This is a genomic window from Pseudomonas umsongensis, from assembly GCF_002236105.1.
In the GTDB taxonomy this organism is placed as follows: Bacteria; Pseudomonadota; Gammaproteobacteria; order Pseudomonadales; family Pseudomonadaceae; genus Aquipseudomonas; species Aquipseudomonas umsongensis.
Genome location: NZ_NIWU01000005.1, coordinates 225,138 through 244,431, shown reverse-complemented (window position 1 = coordinate 244,431; position 19,294 = coordinate 225,138). Strand labels below are relative to the sequence as shown.

At 59.1% G+C, this 19,294-nt stretch carries 15 protein-coding genes; 7 read left to right on the top strand and 8 right to left on the bottom strand.

Going from position 1 to position 19,294, the window contains the following annotated elements; genetic code table 11:
* Positions 1 to 102: 102 nt before the first annotated feature.
* Positions 103 to 1,167, bottom strand: coding sequence for an ABC transporter substrate-binding protein (locus PSUM_RS23330; RefSeq protein WP_020796796.1), 1,065 nt, complete (start codon positions 1,165 to 1,167; stop codon positions 103 to 105).
* Positions 1,168 to 1,517: 350 nt separating this feature from the next.
* On the opposite strand from PSUM_RS23330, the gene phnR reads away from it, so the two are divergent.
* On the top strand, positions 1,518 to 2,231 hold the full coding sequence (gene phnR / locus PSUM_RS23325; RefSeq protein ID WP_020796797.1) for a phosphonate utilization transcriptional regulator PhnR: 714 nt from the start codon (positions 1,518 to 1,520) through the stop codon (positions 2,229 to 2,231).
* A gap of 25 nt (positions 2,232 to 2,256) precedes the next feature.
* On the opposite strand, the gene PSUM_RS23320 is transcribed toward phnR, so the two are convergent.
* Positions 2,257 to 3,024 (bottom strand): DODA-type extradiol aromatic ring-opening family dioxygenase, encoded by a 768-nt coding sequence (locus PSUM_RS23320; protein ID WP_083349616.1) that lies wholly within the window; start codon positions 3,022 to 3,024, stop codon positions 2,257 to 2,259.
* A 102-nt stretch (positions 3,025 to 3,126) separates the two neighbouring features.
* Between PSUM_RS23320 and PSUM_RS23315 the strand changes: the two genes are divergently transcribed.
* Positions 3,127 to 3,783, top strand: coding sequence for a thiopurine S-methyltransferase (locus PSUM_RS23315; RefSeq protein ID WP_020796799.1), 657 nt, complete (start codon positions 3,127 to 3,129; stop codon positions 3,781 to 3,783).
* Positions 3,784 to 3,971: 188 nt separating this feature from the next.
* Here PSUM_RS23315 and htpX read toward each other — a convergent pair whose 3' ends face one another.
* Together htpX and PSUM_RS23305 are read right to left on the bottom strand one after the other, a co-directional pair.
* Entirely contained in the window at positions 3,972 to 4,862 is an 891-nt protein-coding gene (htpX, locus tag PSUM_RS23310) for a protease HtpX (RefSeq protein WP_020796800.1), read from the bottom strand.
* 316 nt (positions 4,863 to 5,178) lie between these two features.
* Positions 5,179 to 6,390: a pyridoxal phosphate-dependent aminotransferase gene (locus PSUM_RS23305; RefSeq protein ID WP_020796801.1), complete on the bottom strand. Its 1,212-nt coding sequence runs from the start codon at positions 6,388 to 6,390 to the stop codon at positions 5,179 to 5,181.
* A 226-nt stretch (positions 6,391 to 6,616) separates the two neighbouring features.
* Here PSUM_RS23305 and msrB point away from each other — a divergent pair, with 226 nt between their 5' ends.
* The 3 genes from msrB (at position 6,617) to PSUM_RS23290 (ending at position 8,166) form a co-directional block, all read left to right on the top strand.
* On the top strand, positions 6,617 to 7,012 hold the full coding sequence (gene msrB, locus PSUM_RS23300) for a peptide-methionine (R)-S-oxide reductase MsrB (protein WP_020796802.1): 396 nt from the start codon (positions 6,617 to 6,619) through the stop codon (positions 7,010 to 7,012).
* A gap of 210 nt (positions 7,013 to 7,222) precedes the next feature.
* Positions 7,223 to 7,708 (top strand): glutathione peroxidase, encoded by a 486-nt coding sequence (locus PSUM_RS23295; protein ID WP_020796803.1) that lies wholly within the window; start codon positions 7,223 to 7,225, stop codon positions 7,706 to 7,708.
* The gene (locus PSUM_RS23290; protein ID WP_020796804.1) at positions 7,705 to 8,166 is read left to right on the top strand and encodes a MarR family winged helix-turn-helix transcriptional regulator; all 462 of its coding nucleotides are present in this window, start codon (positions 7,705 to 7,707) and stop codon (positions 8,164 to 8,166) included. Before PSUM_RS23295 ends, PSUM_RS23290 begins: the two co-directional genes overlap by 4 nt.
* On the opposite strand, the gene PSUM_RS23285 is transcribed toward PSUM_RS23290, so the two are convergent.
* Entirely contained in the window at positions 8,150 to 10,513 is a 2,364-nt protein-coding gene (locus tag PSUM_RS23285) for a hybrid sensor histidine kinase/response regulator (RefSeq protein WP_083349615.1), read from the bottom strand. The genes PSUM_RS23290 and PSUM_RS23285 overlap by 17 nt on opposite strands.
* 117 nt (positions 10,514 to 10,630) lie before the next feature.
* Between PSUM_RS23285 and PSUM_RS23280 the strand changes: the two genes are divergently transcribed.
* Together PSUM_RS23280 and PSUM_RS23275 are read left to right on the top strand one after the other, a co-directional pair.
* Complete coding sequence (locus PSUM_RS23280; protein WP_033044809.1) at positions 10,631 to 11,521, top strand: ATP-binding protein; 891 nt, start codon at positions 10,631 to 10,633, stop codon at positions 11,519 to 11,521.
* Positions 11,518 to 12,000, top strand: a complete 483-nt coding sequence (locus tag PSUM_RS23275) for a GAF domain-containing protein (RefSeq protein WP_020796807.1) — start codon at positions 11,518 to 11,520, stop codon at positions 11,998 to 12,000. Before PSUM_RS23280 ends, PSUM_RS23275 begins: the two co-directional genes overlap by 4 nt.
* On the opposite strand, the gene PSUM_RS23270 is transcribed toward PSUM_RS23275, so the two are convergent.
* From PSUM_RS23270 to PSUM_RS23260, 3 genes are read right to left on the bottom strand one after another with little or no spacing between them, the layout of a single operon-like run.
* On the bottom strand, positions 12,001 to 14,946 hold the full coding sequence (locus tag PSUM_RS23270; RefSeq protein ID WP_083349614.1) for an HD domain-containing phosphohydrolase: 2,946 nt from the start codon (positions 14,944 to 14,946) through the stop codon (positions 12,001 to 12,003).
* A gap of 48 nt (positions 14,947 to 14,994) precedes the next feature.
* Positions 14,995 to 18,636: a transporter substrate-binding domain-containing protein gene (locus PSUM_RS23265; RefSeq protein WP_083349613.1), complete on the bottom strand. Its 3,642-nt coding sequence runs from the start codon at positions 18,634 to 18,636 to the stop codon at positions 14,995 to 14,997.
* Positions 18,637 to 18,644: 8 nt separating this feature from the next.
* Positions 18,645 to 19,271 (bottom strand): response regulator transcription factor, encoded by a 627-nt coding sequence (locus PSUM_RS23260; protein ID WP_020796810.1) that lies wholly within the window; start codon positions 19,269 to 19,271, stop codon positions 18,645 to 18,647.
* Between the last annotated feature and the right edge of the window lie 23 nt (positions 19,272 to 19,294).

Sequence of the window (19,294 nt, the reverse complement as noted above, 5' to 3'; positions counted from 1 at the left end):
CCAAACCCGTAGGAGCCGGCTTGCTGGCGATTGGATAAACGCGATGCTCAAAGAGACCGCGTTGACTGTATCGCCAGCAAGCCGGCTCCTACGGATGAAGCATTACTTCATTTCAACAATGACTTCTTCGTTCCACTTCTGTGGCAGGGACTTGGAGGTCTTCTCCCACGCATCCGCATCCTTGATCGGCGTGACTTTCTTGTACTGCTCGTTCGGCAGCAGCTTGGCCTGGACCTCTGCTGGCAGGGTCAGGTGCTCGGCTCGGATCGGACGGGCGTTACCCTTGGCCAGGTTAATCTGGCCAGCATCGCTGAAGATGTACTCGCGGGTCAGCTTGGCGGCGTTCGGGTTCTTGGCGTATTTGTTGATGATGGTGGTGTAGCCGGAAATCACCGAGCCATCGGACGGGATCAGCACCACGTAGTCATCCGGATTGGCCATCTTGGCCTTGTAACTCAGGCCGTTGAAGTCCCAGACCACGCCGACTTCGATCTCGCCTTTTTCCATGGCGCCGATGACCGGGTTGGACATCGACAGGCGACCTTGTTTAGCGAGATCGGCAAATAGCGCCAGAGCCGGTTGCAGGTTTTTCTCGTCGCCACCGTTGGCATAGGCAGCCGCCAGAACGCCGTTGGCAGCCTGGGCGGCGGTGCTCACGTCACCGATCGATACCTTGTATTTGCCGGTTTTGAGGTCAGCCCACTTGGTCGGTACTTCGGAGCCGTGCAGCAGCTTCTTGTTGACGATAAAGGCGATGGTGCCGGTGTAGGCCAATGCCCAGTGACCGTCCTTGTCTTTAGCCCAGGTCGGGACCTGGTCCCAGGTGGATGGCTTGTAGGGCTGGGTAACGTTCTGTTTCACCGCGATCGGGCCAAAGGCTGCGCCCACATCGCCTATATCGGCACTGGCGTTGTCTTTCTCGGCGGCAAACTTGGCGATTTCCTGGGCCGAGCTCATGTCGGTGTCCATGTGCTTGAGGCCGTAGTTCTTCGCCAGGTCTTCCCAGGTGCCTTTCCAGTTGGCCCAGTCATCGGGCATGCCGACACTGTTGACGGCGCCTTCCGCTCTCGCAGCGGCTTCCAGGGTTTTCAAATCATCAGCCGCCATTGCGGCGGTGCACATGGCAATGGTCGAGCCTAACAGTGATGCCAGGAAAAGCTGTTTCATTCCGAAGCTCCTATGGGCGTTTTCAACGCTGCGATTGCGGTTGTGTTGGTCTAGGTCAGCAATACCTGAGCCAATCTAGGGTGACTCGATGACACTTTGATGTCGTTCGCCGCCCCGATGAACGTTTACTTGCCCGGTATTGGCGGGTGCCAAGTAAGCGTAGACCATGGGCGAAGGCCCATTGCGCAAGGACTTGGCCGATGTCTTGCACGCGATTGGGGTGACCGTCGGGCGGCTATGTCATCTCTCGGTCATCTGCATTGCCTACGCTTGCAGGATCTTTAAACAGCCGGTTATCTCGCCGGTTCTGCCCTGTAAGTGTGCTGGTCTAGTCCAGATAGGTAACGTTGATGCGCGATGAGGCAACAAAAGCGGTGACAGCCATTGGCCAGGTGCTTCAGGAGCAGATCGATCACGGGCTGCTGGCACCGGGGAGCAAGTTGCCAGCCGAACGCAAGCTCAGTGAGTTGTTTGGGACCACGCGCATAACCGTGCGCGAGGCCTTGCTGCAGCTCGAAGCCCAGGGTCAGATCTATCGCGAGGAGCGCCGGGGCTGGTTCGTGTCGCCACCGCGCCTGGCTTATAACCTGATGCAGCGCAGCCACTTTCACGCCATGGTCAGCGCCCAGGGGCGAGTGCCGTCCACCGAAGTCATTTCGGCGCGATTGCAGCCGGCATCGGCGGCAGTCTGTGCCTGGTTACAGTTGCCAGCATTGTCGAGCGTGATTCAGATCTGTCGTTCGCGGCGCATCGATGGGCGACTGGTGCTGTACGTGGAGCACTATCTCAATCCGCAGTATTTTCCTGGCATTCTGGATTTCGACCTGAATCAGTCGATCACCGAGCTGTATGCGCGGCACTACGACCTGCATTACGGGCGGGTGCGCTTCGAGATTGTGCCGACGGCGTTGTCGGCAGACGCGGCGGCCGCTTTGCGGGTGTCGGTGGGCAGTCCTGGACTGCGCATCGCCCGGGTCAATTACGATCAGCATGGGCGGCTGATCGATTGTGACCTGGAGTTTTGGCGCCACGATGCGATCCATGTGGGGGTCGATGTGGCTTGAACCTGACCGCCGCAGGCTCTGGCCCTTATCCGAAACGGTAGATGTCCATGCCCAGCGCGCCCAGGGTGAATCCCTGGTGGGCAATACTGAATGGGCCCCCGGCACCGCGGGCAAAGTACAACGGCAACAGATGTTCATCGCTGGGATGGTTACGCACCGCGTTCGGTGCTTGCCGGCGATAGTCGTGCAAGGCGGCTTCATCGTTGGCCGCCAGCTTGTCGATCATCCAGTCGCGAAATACCTTGGCCCAGGGTTGTACGCTCTCGGGGCCGGCATGCCAGTCCAGCTCTCGCAGGTTGTGGGTAATGCTGCCGGAACCGATCAACAGCACGCCCTGTTCACGCAAGCCGCTCAGGGCCTTGCCAACGCGGGCCTGTAGCGCGGGACCGCCTCGGGTAGGCAGTGAAACCTGAACAATCGGGATATCGGCCTGCGGATACATCAACGACAGCGGCACCCAGACACCATGATCGAACGGTCGAGTGCTGTCGATGCGGGCAGGAAGGGCGTTGGCCTGCAACAGATTGACCACCTGTGCGGCCAGGTCGGGGTTGCCGGGGGCCGGGTATTGCACCTCGAACAGGGCCCGTGGAAAACCGCCGAAGTCATGCCAGGTGTCCGGCTGCGGGTTGCCGCCGACCAGCAGTTCATCGCTTTCCCAGTGCGCAGAGACAATCACGATAGCGTCTGGCCTGGACATCTCTGTCGCCAGGCGAGCGAGGGCCGGCCCACTGGCGCCAGGTTCAAGGGCCAGCATTGGCGAACCATGGGATATGTAGAGGCTGGGGAACATGGATGAGCTCCTGAGAGTTAAGATAGAGCCATCTTCTGTCAGATCATTGATCTAAATCTAATATAAGTTTTAGGGTGTTTTGATCGAATTTTGGGGTTATTTATGCAGCCGGAGTTTTGGCACAAAAAATGGAAATCGAATCAGATCGGTTTTCACTTGCCGCAAGTGAACCCGTATCTCCAGCGATTCTGGCCGGCGCTGGGCCTGGAGGAGGGCGCTCGCGTACTGGTGCCGTTATGCGGCAAGAGCCTGGACCTGCTGTGGCTGGCGCAGCGAGGCCATGAGGTGCTGGGGATCGAACTGTCGGAAAAGGCTGTCGAGGATTTCTTCAGCGAGCATCAATTTGATCCAGCAGTGGATGAACAAGGACCTTTCAAGGTATATCGCGCAGGTTCCATCGAGCTGTGGTGTGGCGATTTCTTCGATCTGACGCCAGGCGATGTCGCCGACTGCTCGGCCGTCTATGATCGAGCCGCATTGATTGCGTTGCCCGCGCCAATGCGTGAGCGCTATGCAGCTCATTTGACGCGGATCCTGCCCAAGGGCTCCAACGGGTTGTTGATTACCCTGGACTACGACCAGGCGCAAATGGAGGGGCCGCCTTTTGCCGTGCTCGATGAAGAAGTGCAGCGGTTGTTCGGTGCTTCGTGGACGCTGAAGACCCTCGAAGACCAGGATGTGTTGAGCGAGAGCGGCAAATTTCTGGAGGCAGGCGTTACGCGGCTTGAAGAGCGGGTGTATCGGGTTTCCAGCCGATAGGTTGTAGCCGCCAGTGCCGGCCCCTTCGCGGGCAAGCCCGCTCCCACATTAGACCTCATTCATCTTGATAACTCGGCCAACTGTGGGAGCGGGCTTGCCCGCGAAGGGGCCCTGATGAGCGCCGTATAAATCAGCAGGCAAAAAAAGGCCCGCATCATTGCGGGCCTTCTTGTTTATATCGCCAGCGTTCAGCCGCGACGACGCGCCAGTGCGTCGATACGCTCTTCCAGCGGCGGGTGGCTCATGAACATGCGGGCGAAGCCCTGTTTGATGCCACCGTTGATGCCGAAGGCATTCAGGGTGTCAGGCATATGCACCGGCAGGCCCTGTTCCGCGCGCAGGCGTTGCAGTGCGCCAATCATCGCGTTGGTACCGGCCAGGCGTGCACCGGCTTCGTCCGCGCGGAATTCGCGCTTGCGCGAGAACCACATGACGATGGCACTGGCCAGGATACCCAGGACCAGTTCGGCGAAAATGGTGGCTATGTAGTAGGCAATGCCCTGGCCTTCTTCGTTCTTGAAGATCACCTTGTCGACAAAGTTGCCGATGATCCGTGCGAAGAACATCACGAAGGTGTTCACTACGCCCTGGATCAAGGCCAGGGTCACCATGTCGCCATTGGCCACGTGGCCGATTTCGTGGGCCAGGACGGCTTTCACTTCATCCGGCGAGAAACGCTCCAGCAGGCCCTGGCTGACCGCGACCAGTGCGTCGTTCTTGTTCCAGCCGGTGGCAAACGCGTTCGCCTCATAGGCCGGGAAGATCCCGACTTCCGGCATCTTGATCCCGGCTTCGCGGGACAGTTGCTCGACCGTTTGCAGCAGCCATTGCTCGTGACGCGTGCGTGGCTGGCTGATGATTTGGGTGCTGGTGCTCATCTTCGCCATCCACTTGGAGATGAACAGCGAGAACAGGGAACCGGCGAAACCGAAGACCGCACAGAAAATCAGCAGCTGATTGAGGTTGAGATCAACCCCATTGGCCGCCATGAACCCGTTGAAGCCGAAAAGGCTCAGGGTGATGCTGGCAATCAGCACGACCGCCAGGTTAGTGGCCAAGAACAGCAGGATGCGCATCATGGTTGTAGAAATCTCCTCAAGCTAAAGATGTAGCGTACTGCGGGGTATATAAGGTGCCGCAACGGGGTATTCAACCGAGTGACTATTTCAAACTGTGTCCTACAGCAATAGCGTAGCTGTTTGCAGGGCATTTCCGACAAGGGATGGCAAAGTGATTTGCCAGCCAACCGGCAACAAAGTGCCCGTCGTTACTCGATGTGACCAGGCAATGGGGTCGTGCACGGGCATCGGGAGTGAGGTCACGGGTAGGGCGCGAGCATATGTTGCAGAATGAATCACCGTGCGATGTTTTTGGTATCGCACGGTGACTGGCTGCTTATTGGCGATAGGATTTGAGGAAATTGCCAATGCGTCCGATGGCCATGTCCAGGTCATCGACGCGCGGCAGGGTCACGACGCGGAAGTGGTCGGGCCATGGCCAGTTGAACGCCGTGCCTTGCACCACCAGCAGCTTCTCCGAGAGCAGCAGGTCGAGGACGAATTTTTCGTCGTTGTGGATCGGGCAGACCTTCGGGTCGATCCGCGGGAACGCATACAGTGCGCCCATCGGTTTGACGCAGCTCACACCGGGAATGTCGTTGAGCAGTTCCCAAGTGCGGTTACGCTGCTCCAGCAGGCGCCCCGACGGCAGCACCAGGTCGTTGATGCTTTGATAGCCACCCAGTGCGGTCTGGATCGCGTGCTGGCTCGGCACGTTGGCGCACAGGCGCATGTTAGCCAGCATGTCGATGCCTTCGATGTAGCTCTGGGCGTGGTGTTTCGGTCCGGAAATGGCGATCCAGCCGGAACGGAAACCGGCCACTCGATAGGACTTGGACAGGCCGTTGAAGGTCAGGCACAGCAGGTCCGGCGCCAAAGACGCGGTGCAGATGTGCACGGCGTCGTCGTACAGGATCTTGTCGTAGATTTCGTCGGAAAACACCACCAGGTTGTGCTGGCGGGCCAGCTCCAACATGCCCAGCAGGACTTCTTTGGAGTACACCGCACCGGTCGGGTTGTTCGGGTTGATGATCACCAGTGCCTTGGTGTTCGGGGTGATCTTGGCCTTGATGTCCGCCAGGTCCGGCCACCAGTTGGCTTGCTCGTCGCACAGGTAATGCACCGGGTTGCCGCCCGAGAGGCTTACCGCGGCGGTCCACAACGGGTAGTCGGGCGCCGGTACCAGCACTTCGTCGCCGTTGTTGAGCAGGGCCTGCATCGACATCACGATCAGCTCGGAAACGCCGTTGCCCAGGTAGATGTCTTCAATGCCGACGCCTTCCACCTGTTTTTGCTGGTAGTACTGCATCACGGCCTTGCGCGCGCTGAACAGGCCCTTGGAGTCGCTGTAGCCCTGGGCGGTGGGCAGATTGCGGATCACGTCCTGGAGGATTTCATCCGGCGCTTCGAAACCAAAGGGCGCCGGGTTGCCGATGTTCAGCTTGAGGATGCGATGGCCTTCCTCTTCCAGGCGTTTGGCGTGCTTGAGCACTGGGCCGCGAATGTCGTAGCAGACGTTGGCGAGCTTGTTCGATTTGCTGACCTGCATGGCGATGTGTTCCCGAAAATGAACGATCCAGGCGGTGTGTGGACAACCGTGCTGGGAATCCTGCGTAATCACACAGGCCTGACGCCTTGAGAGGCAGCACCCATAAATCCGTTTGAATGCGCGTGGCCTGGCTGCCAGACTGGCGTTTGACGAGGCGCAATCATACGTGCCGCCCGATCCGTGGAAAAGGTACAGATCGGGCTTTTTCAGTTGCTGAGGTGTGATGATGGAAAAGTTGGAAAAAACCCTGGAAGAATGGAAAGCCATGCTCGATCCGGAACAGTACAACGTTTGCCGCCTCAAGGGCACCGAACGCCCGTTTTCCGGCAAGTACAACGGCACCAAGACCGACGGTATCTACCACTGCATCTGCTGTAGCGAGCCGTTGTTCGATTCCAGCACCAAGTTCGATTCCGGCTGCGGCTGGCCAAGCTTTTATGCGCCGATCGGCGATAGCGCCATGACCGAGATTCGTGATGTCAGCCACGGCATGATCCGCACCGAAGTGGTCTGCGCCAAATGTGACGCGCACCTGGGCCACGTATTCCCGGATGGCCCGCCGCCAACCGGCCTGCGCTACTGCATCAACTCTGTGTGCCTGGACCTGGTACCCCGCTCGTAACGCGAACCCTGTAGGAGCTGCCGCAGGCTGCGATCTTTTGATCTTTGTTTTTTCTCTCTATCGCGAAAGATCAAGATCAAAAGATCGCAGCCTGCGGCAGCTCCTACAGGGATTGAGTGTGGATTGAGGGGCAGGTGGGATTTATTAGATTGCACACAATTCAATTGCTCGCTATGTTTGTCGCATCACCCCTTTTCGAGTGCCTCGATCATGAGCGACAACCTCCTAAGCATCCCTTGCACCACCATTAAGGGCGAACAAAAAACCTTGGCGGATTTCGCCGGCAAGGCGGTATTGGTGGTCAACACCGCCAGCAAATGCGGTTTCACCCCGCAATACAAAGGCCTTGAGGAACTGTGGCAGACCTACAAGGATCAAGGCCTGGTGGTGCTTGGCTTCCCCTGCAATCAATTCGGCAAGCAGGAACCGGGCAACGAAGGGGCGATCAGCGAGTTCTGCGAGCTGAACTACGGTGTCAGTTTCCCGCTGTTCAAAAAGATTGAAGTCAATGGCGACGGCGCCCATCCCTTGTTTGTGCAGTTGAAAAAGCGTGCACCGGGTGTGCTCGGTTCCCAAGGTATCAAGTGGAATTTCACCAAATTCCTGATCGGCAAGGACGGCCAGTTGGTCAAGCGCTTCGCACCAGCGACCAAGCCGCAGGACTTGAGCGGTGAGATCGAAGCACTGCTCAAATGAACAGCTTGTCCGTCGACTCGCTGAGCCTCGACAGCCAGCTCTGCTTCAAACTGTATGCGGCGTCCCGCGCGGTCATTCGCGCCTACAAGCCGATGCTCGATCAGTTGGGCCTGACTTATCCGCAGTACCTGGCGATGCTGGTGTTGTGGGAATGGCAGGCGGTTGCCCCGGAGCAGCCGACGGTCAAGGCGCTGGGTGAGCGCCTGGCGTTGGACTCCGGTACGCTGACGCCCCTGCTCAAGCGTCTTGAACAGTTGCAACTGGTTCAGCGTCAGCGCTCGGCGCGCGATGAGCGCGAGGTACACCTGAGCTTGTCGCCCAAGGGCACCGCACTGCGTGATCAGGTCGGGCCGCTCAAGGCCCGCCTGTTATGCGACAGCGGTGTGGATCTGGATCGGCTGAATGACCTGCGCGACGGCCTTGACCACTTGCTGGGGCAAATCAAGGCGTTGTCGTAGCTGGTATCCAAACGTCCAGCAGGGCGGCAAGCTCTTCCCGGCGGAAAGGTTTGGCCAGGTAGTCGCTCATGCCCGCCGCACGGCAGCGTTCGCGTTCTTCGGACATGGCGTTGGCGGTCAGGGCGACGATGGGCAGTTGCGGCCACCGACCACTGCGACGGATTTGCCGACTGGCTTCATAGCCGTCCATGACCGGCATATTGCAATCCATCAGCACCAGATCGAAGTCGCGGCCTTCCAATTGATCCAGCGCCTCGGCTCCGTGCGCGGCGACAATCACGTCGCAACCGAGTTTACCCAGCATGCCCTTGGCCACCAGTTGGTTGACCGGGTTGTCCTCCACCAGCAGCACTCGCGCACGTCTCTGCGGGACGTGGCTATCGACGCGGGTATCGATGGGGGTGTCGGTTTGCGCCAGCAAGATTCGTCGCAAAGTCTGATACAGCGCATTGCGTGCCAGTGGGCGCGCCTGCTGCTGCAGGGGGGCGAGGGCGCTGACTTGTTCGCTGGGCATGAAGCTGCCGTAAGCGGTCACCAGCAGGATGGGCGCACCGACGGTAGGGCGCAGGTTGAACAGGCACTCGGGGCAGTCGGTGATCAGAACATCGGGGTTCAGGCCGAGCAATGGATCATCGATCGACCGTTGCTGATAATCGAGCCCCCACCCGGGCAATACACGGCTCAGCAGTTCCGCCAGACCGCTGCTGGCGGCGGTAATCGCGATGACCTTGCCCTGCAGGGGAGCCGGGGCCAGTGCCCGGGTGTGACTGGGCAGGGGCAGTTGCGCGCAGAACTGGCTGCCGAAACCGGGTTCAGAACTGATGGTTAGCCGGCCTTGCATGGCTTCACACAAGTTGTGGGTCAGGGCCAAACCCAACCCGGTGCCGCCAAATTGTCGGGTGATCCCGGCCCCGGCCTGGGTGAAGGGCTTGAAGATCTTCACCTGAGCATCCCGGGGGATGCCAATGCCGGTGTCGCAGACTTCGATGCTGACGCCATCCTGGTAGGTCGACAGACGCACATCGACCCGGCCAAAACGGGTGAACTTGAGCGCATTGGACAGCAGATTACTGACGATCTGCCGGACCCGTGTCGGATCGCCGAGCACCAGCGCAGGAAAGTCCGGATCGATCAGGCAGGTCAGTTCGACACTCGGTGCGGCGTTCTGCGACAGCAGGTTGGCCGTGTCTTCGACCAGCGAACCAAGGTCGAACGGGATGTGCTCGAGTTCGAGCTGGCCGGCATCGAATTTCGACAGGTCGAGAATATCGTTGAGCAACTCCACCAGCACTTTGCCCGAGTCATGGGCGATGGCCAGCTGTTGCTGTTGCTCGGCAGACAGCGGGCCGTCCAGCGACAGCGCGATCATGCCCAGCAGGCCATTGAGGGGTGTGCGAATTTCGTGGCTCATGTTGGCCAGGAACACTGAACGCGCTTCGGCCATGTCCAGGGCGGTACTGCGCGCGACTTCCAGCTCCTGGTTGGACTGACTGAGCCGGGCGTTGATGGTCTTGAGTTCGGTGGTGCGTGCCGAAACGATGTTTTCCAGCTGGCCAAGATAGTCGGTCAGACGGTTTTCGGCGTTGCGTCGCTGCTGGATTTCGGTGGCGATGTTTTCGAATTGCTGGTTGGCGACTTTCACCAGTACGCCGATTTCATCGTTGGCATGCCCCGCCGGACATTCCAGGGAGGTCGGCTCCGCGCTGCGCGGATCGCGGCCACTGAGTTCGCGGATGACCCGCACCAACGGCTTGGTCAGCATCACGTAGAACAGCGCCAGCAGGATACCGCTCAGGAGCAGGCTGCGGGCGAAACCATTGATCAGGGTTACCTCGGCCCGCCGCAGGAATCGGTAGCCGAACGAGTAAGTGTCGACGTCCAATTGCAGGGTACCCAGGGATTCGTTGGGCAAATGATCCAGGTACAGGCGGTCTTCGAACTGCCTGTTGGCCCCGAACAGAAGGTCACTCAAGACCCGATAGTCGCTTTGCAGGCCTGGACGCTTGACCTTGGCCAGGATACTGCCGTTGTTGTCTGTCAGCTTCGCTCCGACGATCGCAGGTGAGCGCAACAGGCCCAAGGTCAGTTCCTGGGCGAGTTCGGCGTCGATGTTGTAGGCGATGCGCGAGGCGGGGTTGTGACTGATTTCGAGTAAAGACAGGATTTCGCGGTTGATGGAGGCGTCTTCACTGGCATAATCGATGCCTATTTGCAGCACGCTGAGCAGCATACCCAGAACAAAACCGACCAGCACGGTGAGCCGCGCTTGTTTGTAAGACAGCCGGTTGGTGAACTTGATGTCCATGGGGTGTTGAATCACTTCCGTTTTCCTTCGCTGCTCAAGCATAGTCGATCATGCAGGGTGATCCCGCGAGCCCCGCTACAGGGCGGTTGACCGTTCATCGAACGCTGTATTTCGTTGCTGTATCGACATCATTACTGTGAACGTGCCCGAGGAGAAGACGTGGATTCCCGATTAAATGCTTTTCTTGAACGTGCCGATGCCGTTCTGGCCCGTATCGAACCGTTGTTGCCCACCCCTCGGCAAGCCATCGACTGGACCCATTGCCTGGCTGCGCGCTGGCAGCGTGAGGGGCGCAGCGGTTTTCTGCTGCCACTGCAGGTCAGCCTGGACATGCGTCTGAGCGACCTCATCGGCGTCGACCGCCAGGTGGAGCAACTGGGACGAAATACCCGCCAGTTCCTCGATGGCATGCCGGCCAACCACGCCCTGCTCTGGGGTTCGCGTGGCACTGGCAAATCGTCGCTGGTGCGCGCCTTGCTGGCTGAGCACGCCGAGGCTGGTCTGCGCCTGATCGAAATCGAGCGTGATCACCTGGCGGACTTACCGCGGGTGGTCGAGCAGCTCGCCAAGCTACCGCAGCGTTTCGTATTGTTCTGCGATGACCTGTCGTTCGAGTCAGGCGAGGGCGATTATCGCGTGCTCAAAAGCGTTCTCGACGGTTCGCTCGAACAGGCACCGGACAACGTGTTGCTGTACGCCACCTCCAACCGTCGACACCTGGTGCCGGAAAAGGAAAGCGATAACGAAAACTGGAAACGGGTCGATGGTGAATTGCACCCCAGCGAGGCAGTGGAAGACAAGATCGCCCTGTCGGATCGCTTCGGGTTGTGGCTATCGTTCTATCCGTTCACCCAGGAGCACTTCCTCGATGTGGTCGAACACTGGATCGGTCAATTGGCCGACAGGGCAGGCCTGCCGTGGCAACGCACCGAAGAGCTGGACATCCTTGCGGTGCGCTGGGCCACGGGCCGGGGCAATCGCAACGGACGTTGCGCGTATCAATTTGCCCGCTATTGGGTGGGGCTGAAACTGTTGGAGCACAAGGCATGATCGATTTACAAAAGAGCGGCCAGGGCCTCGAGGGCTATGGCATGCTGCACGCGCAGCTGGAGTCCTTGCTGGCGGATGAGCGTGATTTCATTGCCAACGCCGCTCAGTTTTCGGCGTTCCTGTTCAATCAACTCGAGGGCTTGAACTGGGCCGGATTCTACCTCAATCGTGATGGCGAGCTGGTGCTGGGCCCGTTCCAAGGGCAAATCGCCTGCGTGCGGATTCCGTTCGGCCGGGGCGTGTGCGGGACGGCGGCGGCGACCTTGCAAACCCAGCGAGTCGAAGACGTGCACGCGTTTGCCGGGCATATCGCCTGCGACAGTGCGTCGAACAGCGAACTGGTCGTGCCCTTGGTCAAGGACGGTCGCCTGATCGGCGTGCTCGATCTCGACAGCCCCCAACTGGCGCGTTTCACCGCGCAGGATCAAGCGGGCATCGAGCAATTGGCCGCAATTTTCCTGCGCCTGACCGACTGCTGATCACGCTCTCAAGCCTGCCTTGACCAGCAGGCTTGACGCATCCACTGCATCGACCTGCTGTGGGTCGAGGAAGCGCCGGGCGTACTGCAGATAGATCTGCGCGTTGATGAACAGTTCGAACAACGGTGGGTCGATGTGGGCATCCCGGCACATGTTGGCCATGATGCCCAGCGCTTCACTCAGGGTCTTGGCTTTCTTGTAGGGGCGGTCGGCGGCGGTCAGCGCCTCGAAGATATCGGCAATCGCCATCATCCGCGCCGGCAGGCTCATCTGCTCACGCTTCAAGCGTTTCGGATAACCCGTGCCGTCCATTTTTTCGTGGTGACCGCCGGCGATCTCCGCTACGTTGCCCAGATGCTCGGGGAAGGGCAGGTGGTTGAGCATCAGAATCGTCTGCACCATGTGGTGGTTGATGATGTAGCGCTCTTCGCGTGTCAGGGTGCCTCGGGTAATGCTCAAGTTGTAGAGTTCGCCGCGGTTGTACTTGTAATGCGGGACATCGAGCTTGAAACCCCAGGGATTATCCTCGGCAATCACTTCGGCTTCGGCGCGTTCGAACAGATGCTCGGGCCGGTCCGCCAGCAACGTCTCGCAGACGGGCAGCGTCGGTGCGGGCGTGCGTGCCTGGCGCTGGTTCTCCTCCCAGGAAACTCCCAGGCGGTCATCCAGGGTCCGCGTCCAGGTGCGTTGACCGATACTGCGCAGGCGTTGCAGATCGGCTTCGGCCATGGTCTCGCCGCCGAGGTTGCAGCGGGCGATGAAGGCGAAATCGTCATCGAGTTCCGCCAAAGTGGCATCGCGCTGTTGCGCCAGGGGCTGCTCATCGCCACCTTGGGCAATGGCTTGCCAATAGTTGATCCAGGCATCGCGCTTGAGCACTTCGAAGCGGGTGCGTATTTCGTGGATGCGGTCGTTCAGGGTTTCGAGCTTGGTGGCTTTGTCGACGACGTATTCCGGGGTTGTCACTTTGCCGCAGTCGTGCAGCCAGGCGGCTATGTGCAGCGCCTCCCACTCATCGTCCGTAGGCTGGTAGCCGCTGAAAGCCGGGTCCTGGCTGGCTGCTGCGGCCTGGGCGAGCATCAACGTCAGCGCCGGAACTCGTTGGCAATGGCCACCGGTATAGGGGCTCTTGGCATCTATCGCACCGGCCAGCAGCTTGATGAAGGCGTCCAGCAGCTTTTTTTGCCGGTCCTGCAAGCGATGGCTTTCAATACTCACAGCGGCGGCACCGGACACCGCCTGCAGGAATGCAATGCGGTCGGGACGCAGTTTGTCCAGGTCGCTCTGGTTGCCGCTGTCGGCCAGCAGAAACACCAACAGGCCGACGGTTTCGTTGTGACGATTGTGCAAGCGGATGCCGATCAGGTGAACGCGGGGACAGGCCATTGCCAGCAGGACTTTTTGGAGATCCCCCGCCTGTTCGAAGCCCAGGTGGGTGACAACGTTGTCGGCTGTCGACAGCTGCTGCAGCCAGGCGGGGCTGTCTGTGTCCTTGAATGCGTGTGCGCGAAGGTCGAATGAAGACAGGGCGTGTGCGGTGTCGTTGATCACCAGGCCCTGGGGTTCCATGAGGTCGCCATCCCCTTCGCGCAGGTAGATCAGGCCAGCCTGGGCCCGGCCGATCCTTACCGTTTCAAACAGCACCCGCTCCAGCAATGGGGCAAACCGGGTCTCGGCGCTCAGGCTGTCTGTGATCTGGAAAAAGCTTGCCAGGGTATCTTTCATACGCTCCATGGAAAGGCTTAGCTGGTCGACCTCAAGTACCGGAGAGCGGCGTGTGGCCGGAAAGTTGAAATCGAAACTGCGAATGGCATCCGCTTCCTGCACGAGGGAGCGCAGGGGCTTGACCAGGATCCTGGACGTCAGCCAACCCAGTGGTACGCACAGCAGCAGGGTCGCCAGGGTAATCAGTGCGCCTTGCCAGCGCATGCGGTAGGCATCGACGAGCAGTTCATCTTCAGGTATCAGCATTGCCAGTTGCAGCCCCTGGGGGCCGCCTTCCTGCATGCGGCTACGCGCAACAATCCATTGACGGCCCATGGCAGTCAGGCGATTACCCGGCGCAGGTGTACTGAGCAGCGCCTGCAGGGCGGGACTGAGGTCGGCGGCCTTGCTCAGGTGGGCGGTTTGATCGTCAACGATCAGGCGACGGCTGTCGGGATAAGCGATGGCATTGCCTTGCGCGTCGAACAGCACGATCTCGGTAGCGGGCGTCACCACATGTTTGGCCAGTGTGGCCGAAAGCTCGGCCAGGGTCAGGTCGGCAGCGAGTACGGCATGCTCGCCGCTGCGCCGTGCCAGGGTGGTACCGACATTGTGGGTCGAGAAAAAAACGTAGGGTTCGGTGGTGATCTGGTCAGCGTTTTGGCTGGCGCTGATAAACCAGGCGCGGCCACGCGGATCGTAGATTTCTTCAGGGTTGTCCTGACGGCTGACGAGCGTCAGGTCCCGATCAAAAAACAAGGATTGCGAATGCACCTGGCCGCTGCTGTTTCGCTCGATACTCCAGACCTGGTAGGCCGCGGTATCCGGGGCCTTGAGTAACGCCTTCTGATCTGGGGTGCGCAGCGGGCGAACCATGAAGAAGTCACCGGTGTCGTACCCCACGTACAGCGAAGCCAGGTCGGGGTTGTCCTGGAGTGACTGACTGAAGGGCAGTAGCAACGCCAGGCGCTGCTGCAGATCGAGCGCCTGGGTGGCAGGGGTATGCGTCAACAGGCTCAGCAGGTGCCGAATCGGTTCATAGGTGGCGTGCAGGTCCAGGCGCACGTCCTGCTCAATTCGACTGAACAGTTTTTCACTGCTCGACAGAATGATTTGCGTGGTTTGCTGATAGTTGAAAATGCCCAGCACGATCCCGGTCAGCAACAGCAGGCAAGTGAACATCACGCTGATATGAACGTGCAGGGGAAAACGGCGTTGATCCGGACGCAGTGGGCTGGGCATGCAGGTCACTCCGTGATGGTTAACACACTGCTCCGCGTCCAAGCATAGTTAAGGCTCGCTCATTGTGCAGGGGGCGTTTTGCTCGATTTGTTGCAGCAATGCCTGCTCCAGTTCGAGCAAGGCGCGCTCTACGGCGTCGCAGCATTCGCTTACTTTCTCGGGGGAGAAGGGGGCATGGCCGGCAGCCTCGAGCGCCTCGCAGCTGTCGATCAACCGAGTGGCCTGGACGATTCGGGCGGCGCCCTTGATTCTATGGGCAATGTCGAGAAATGCCTGTGGTTCCTGTGTGCCTGACAGCGCTTGCAGGCCCTGTCGATCCAGGCGGCTACTGTTCAGCAGTTCGGTCAGCAGGCGCAGGTTTAACGTCGGATTGCCCCCCGTCAACACATGCAAGCCTTGCTGGCTGAAGGCTGGTGCGGCGGCCGCGGGCTGGATGCCCTTGACCCATTGACCCAGGGCGGCCAGGGACAGCGGCTTGAACAGGCAGTCGTCCATCCCGGCCTGTTTGCACCGTTGAATCTCTTCCGGTTGAGCATTGGCGGTAAAGCCCAGGAGGGTGCAGCGTGGCAATTGTGTGTGCTGTTCATGTCGACGAATGGCTTGGGCCAGTTCGTATCCGTTCATGACCGGCATGTTGCAATCGGCGATCACCAGGTCAAATGTGTCGGATTTCCATGCGTCCAAGCCAGCCTGGCCATCTGCCGCGACGCTGAATCGGTGGCCCAGAAACTCCAGCTGCTGGCACATCAGCAAACGATTGGCCGCGTGGTCGTCGACCACCAGCACATTCAATGGGACCGTGGCGCAGTGGATGGGGGGCTCAGCTATTTGCTCCCGTGATTGGCGAGGCAGTGTGGGTAACGGCAATGAAATCCTCACCCGGGTACCGACGCAAGGCTGGCTGCTCAACTGCAGGCTGCCGTTCATCATCTCACACAGGCTGCGGCTGATTACCAGGCCAAGCCCGGCACCCCCCCTGGCCGACTGAGCTGCATTTCCGGCCTGGGCGAAAGGTTCGAACAGGCGTTGTTGATCCTCATGGCTGATTCCCGGGCCAGTGTCTTCGACCAGCAGCAGCATTTGAACCTGGTTGGGTTCTTCGGTCAGGTGCAGTGCGACAATAATCCTGACCTGGCCGTGCTCGGTAAACTTGATGGCATTGCTGACCAGGTTCGACAACACCTGCTTGAAGCGCAGGGGATCGAGCAACACGTCGATCGTCGGGTTGGCCGGATTGAATTCCAATTGCAATTCGAGTCCCTTCTGTCGCGCCAGTCCATCGAAAATACGCGCCACCGACGCCACGAGTTCCTCTGGATTGACCCGTTCCGGGTTCAGGCTCAGGTGTCCGGACTCGATGCGGGCAATATCGAGGATGTCCCCGATCAGTTCCAGCAGGTCCCTCGCCGAGTGGTAGGCCACATCAATGGCGGGACGATCCGGGTGCTGGAGTTCGATGCGTTTGAGCGTCAGTTCGAGCATGCCGATGACGGCATTCATCGGGGTGCGAATTTCATGACTCATGGTTGCCAGGAACGTACTCTTGGCCCGGTTCGCTTCGTCGGCACGTTCCTTGGCACAACGCAGGTCATCGAGCAATTGCCGCCGTTCGCTGATGTCGATCCAGCCACCAATGATGCCCTGGACCTCACCGCTTGAGTCACGGTACGGGAGAATCCAGTGATAGATCGTCAACCGGCGGTCGCCAATGTGCAGCGCACGGTCAAGGATCATGGGCGTGCCCTCGGTCACGACACGCTGGTAGTCGACCTGGTACTCCCGAGCTTCGAAAGCGTTGCCCAGGGTGCCCTGGATCACGCTTTTGCCGATCACGTCTTCGCGTTTGGTATTGAAGGTTCGCAGGTAACTGTCATTGCAACTTTGCAGCAGTCCTTGACGATCACGTACATAAATTGGATGAGGCGTGCCATTGACCAATGAACCCATGAATTCCAATTGATCGTTCAGCGCTCGCTCGGCCGCCCTGCGTTGATTGATCTGGCGCCGCATGTAGGCGTTCCAGGTCACGGAGATCAACAACAGTAACCCCGCGCCGATGACGATCTGATAGAAGAGCCGTTGATAATTGTGCCAGGTACTTTGCGAGGAAGCCGAATAGCCGCGCCAACGGTTATTGATGACGCCCAGTTCCTGTGGCGCGATGCTCAACAGTGCCTTGTTGAGGATGTCATTGAGTTCCGTGGCATCGCGCCCGGTTGCCAGGGAGAACGCCGCCTGCCGGGTGCCGATGGTGGTGCTGATTTGCAGATCGGTTTCGAACAGTTGCGAGGCGATGAAGTAATTGGCGATCACCAACGAATTCACTGCGCCTTCTACCCGGCCTTCGGCGAGCATTTCTACGGCACTGAAGGTGTCCGGGGTCTTGATCAACCGGATCTGCGGGAACTCGCGGCGCAGATACTCGACCAGGGGATTGCCTCGGGCAATTGCCAGGCTCTTGCCCTTGAGCTGGGCAAGGTTCGCCGGACTGTCGTGCGCCTTGCGTGTCAACAGGACGTAGGAGTTCTGCAGGTAGGGACGGGTAAAGTTCAGCAAGTTATCCCGTTTCGCGCTGGGGAGCAGCGCGGCGATCAGGTCGGCCTGACCGGTCTTGATCAGCTCGATCATGTCGCTGTCGCTGCGGCTGCGCTGAATATCGAAGCGCAGGCCGGTACGCAACCTGATCAACTCGAGCAGATCAGCGGCAATTCCGCGAAAGTTGCCGGCACTGTCAAAAAAAGTCAGTGGCGCATAGGCCTCATTGACGACCACCCGGACCACCGGATGTTGCGCCAGCCAGTGCTCCTCATTGTAACTGAGCTCCAGTTTCTGGTCGGTGAGCAGGATATCGCTCCCGGCGCTCCAGCGCTTGGCGATGTTTTCCCGTTCGCTGGCGGGGATAGCCTTGAGCGTCGTGTTGATGATGTCGAGCAGTTGTGGATTGGTCTTGTGCACCGCAAAGCTGAAACCATGGGCTTCGTGCTTGCCGAAACTGGCCATGCGAATGTTGTTCAGATAGCCCTTGTTAATCATGTAGTGGGTTGAAACGGTGTCACCGAGAAAAACATCGGCCTGGCCGAAAGCAACGGCATTGATCGCGTTCTGGTAGGAGGGGTAGGACGTGATGATTGCCTTCGGATACAGGGCCTTTACCTCCTCCAGGGGCAAGTAGTGATAAAGCATGCTCAGCCGCAACCCGGACAGCCCATCATTGAGCGTGCGGGTTTCGCCTTCACGTGTCACCAGGACCGGTTGATCTACCGCATAGGGCCTGGAAAGCGCGATGTGGTCATTGCTCGCCTCGAATCCGTTGGCGGTGCCCAGCAGGTCTACCTCGCCGTTTTCGAGTGCTTCGATTGCAGCTCCCCGGGAGTTGAAGCGCCGGACCTTGATGGGCAGGTCAAGGACCTTGCCAAGAATGCCCGCGTAGTCCGCAGTAAAACCTTCGTAGTCATGACCGCTGCTGGTCAGGTCGAAGGGGGGATAGTCGGGTGCTGAAGTACCCAGGATCAGTTCCTGTTTACCTCGGGCCCAATGTCGCTGTGATTGATCCAGCTCGACTTTCAGGTGCAGGGGGGCTGAACGACCGAGCAAGGTGAGTTGCTCAGAGGCCTGGGCGGCGTGCAGCGGGGTGCACAGGCACAAGCTTGTGATCATGATCAGCAGATAGTCCTTCAAGCGACTGGGCATCCTGTGCCTCACACTAACGAGTTACGTTTTGCCATCTCGATGAGTTCAACCAGTGATTTGGCCTTGAGTTTTTGCATGAGTCGTTTTTTATAAGTGCTGACCGTTTTGTTGCTGAGGAACATGCCCTTGGCGATTTCCTTGTTATTGCGACCTTGTGCAAAAAGTTGCATGACCATGAGCTCCCTGTCATTGACTGACTTGAACAGTTCGAGTTCTGCGCACCGCGCTTCGTCACCACGGGTAGGGTTCAAGGCTTCACTGGGAAAATAGTTATAACCTGACAGTACCGCTTTAATGGCGCTCACCAGTTCGCTCAGTTCTTCCTGTTTACAAACATATCCCGAGGCGCCGGATTGCATGCAGCGTATACCGAACAGTGTCGGGCATTGCGCGGTCAATATCAGGATTCTCGGGGGTGTATGCATGGCGTTGAAACGGGTCAGCACTTCAAGGCCATCCAGTTTGGGAATGCTGATGTCGAGAATGACCAGGTCGGGCATGCATTCACGCACCATCTGCATGGCATCGACACCATTATCGGTTTCACCGACGACTTTGAAGCCCTCGTGCTCAAGCAACATGCGAACGGCAAGGCGGATGACAGGGTGATCGTCGACGATAAAAACGGAGTTCATAATCAAATCCCATGCGAGCTCAG

Excerpts from the sequence above, each read along its gene's own strand:
- PSUM_RS23330 (WP_020796796.1), bottom strand. The coding sequence starts at position 1,167 with ATGAAACAGCTTTTCCTGGCATCACTGTTAGGCTCGACCATTGCCATG.
- phnR (WP_020796797.1), top strand. The coding sequence starts at position 1,518 with ATGCGCGATGAGGCAACAAAAGCGGTGACAGCCATTGGCCAGGTGCTT.
- PSUM_RS23320 (WP_083349616.1), bottom strand. The coding sequence starts at position 3,024 with ATGTTCCCCAGCCTCTACATATCCCATGGTTCGCCAATGCTGGCCCTT.
- PSUM_RS23315 (WP_020796799.1), top strand. The coding sequence starts at position 3,127 with ATGCAGCCGGAGTTTTGGCACAAAAAATGGAAATCGAATCAGATCGGT.
- htpX (WP_020796800.1), bottom strand. The coding sequence starts at position 4,862 with ATGATGCGCATCCTGCTGTTCTTGGCCACTAACCTGGCGGTCGTGCTG.
- PSUM_RS23305 (WP_020796801.1), bottom strand. The coding sequence starts at position 6,390 with ATGCAGGTCAGCAAATCGAACAAGCTCGCCAACGTCTGCTACGACATT.
- msrB (WP_020796802.1), top strand. The coding sequence starts at position 6,617 with ATGGAAAAGTTGGAAAAAACCCTGGAAGAATGGAAAGCCATGCTCGAT.
- PSUM_RS23295 (WP_020796803.1), top strand. The coding sequence starts at position 7,223 with ATGAGCGACAACCTCCTAAGCATCCCTTGCACCACCATTAAGGGCGAA.
- PSUM_RS23290 (WP_020796804.1), top strand. The coding sequence starts at position 7,705 with ATGAACAGCTTGTCCGTCGACTCGCTGAGCCTCGACAGCCAGCTCTGC.
- PSUM_RS23285 (WP_083349615.1), bottom strand. The coding sequence starts at position 10,513 with ATGCTTGAGCAGCGAAGGAAAACGGAAGTGATTCAACACCCCATGGAC.
- PSUM_RS23275 (WP_020796807.1), top strand. The coding sequence starts at position 11,518 with ATGATCGATTTACAAAAGAGCGGCCAGGGCCTCGAGGGCTATGGCATG.
- PSUM_RS23270 (WP_083349614.1), bottom strand. The coding sequence starts at position 14,946 with ATGCCCAGCCCACTGCGTCCGGATCAACGCCGTTTTCCCCTGCACGTT.
- PSUM_RS23265 (WP_083349613.1), bottom strand. The coding sequence starts at position 18,636 with ATGCCCAGTCGCTTGAAGGACTATCTGCTGATCATGATCACAAGCTTG.
- PSUM_RS23260 (WP_020796810.1), bottom strand. The coding sequence starts at position 19,271 with ATGAACTCCGTTTTTATCGTCGACGATCACCCTGTCATCCGCCTTGCC.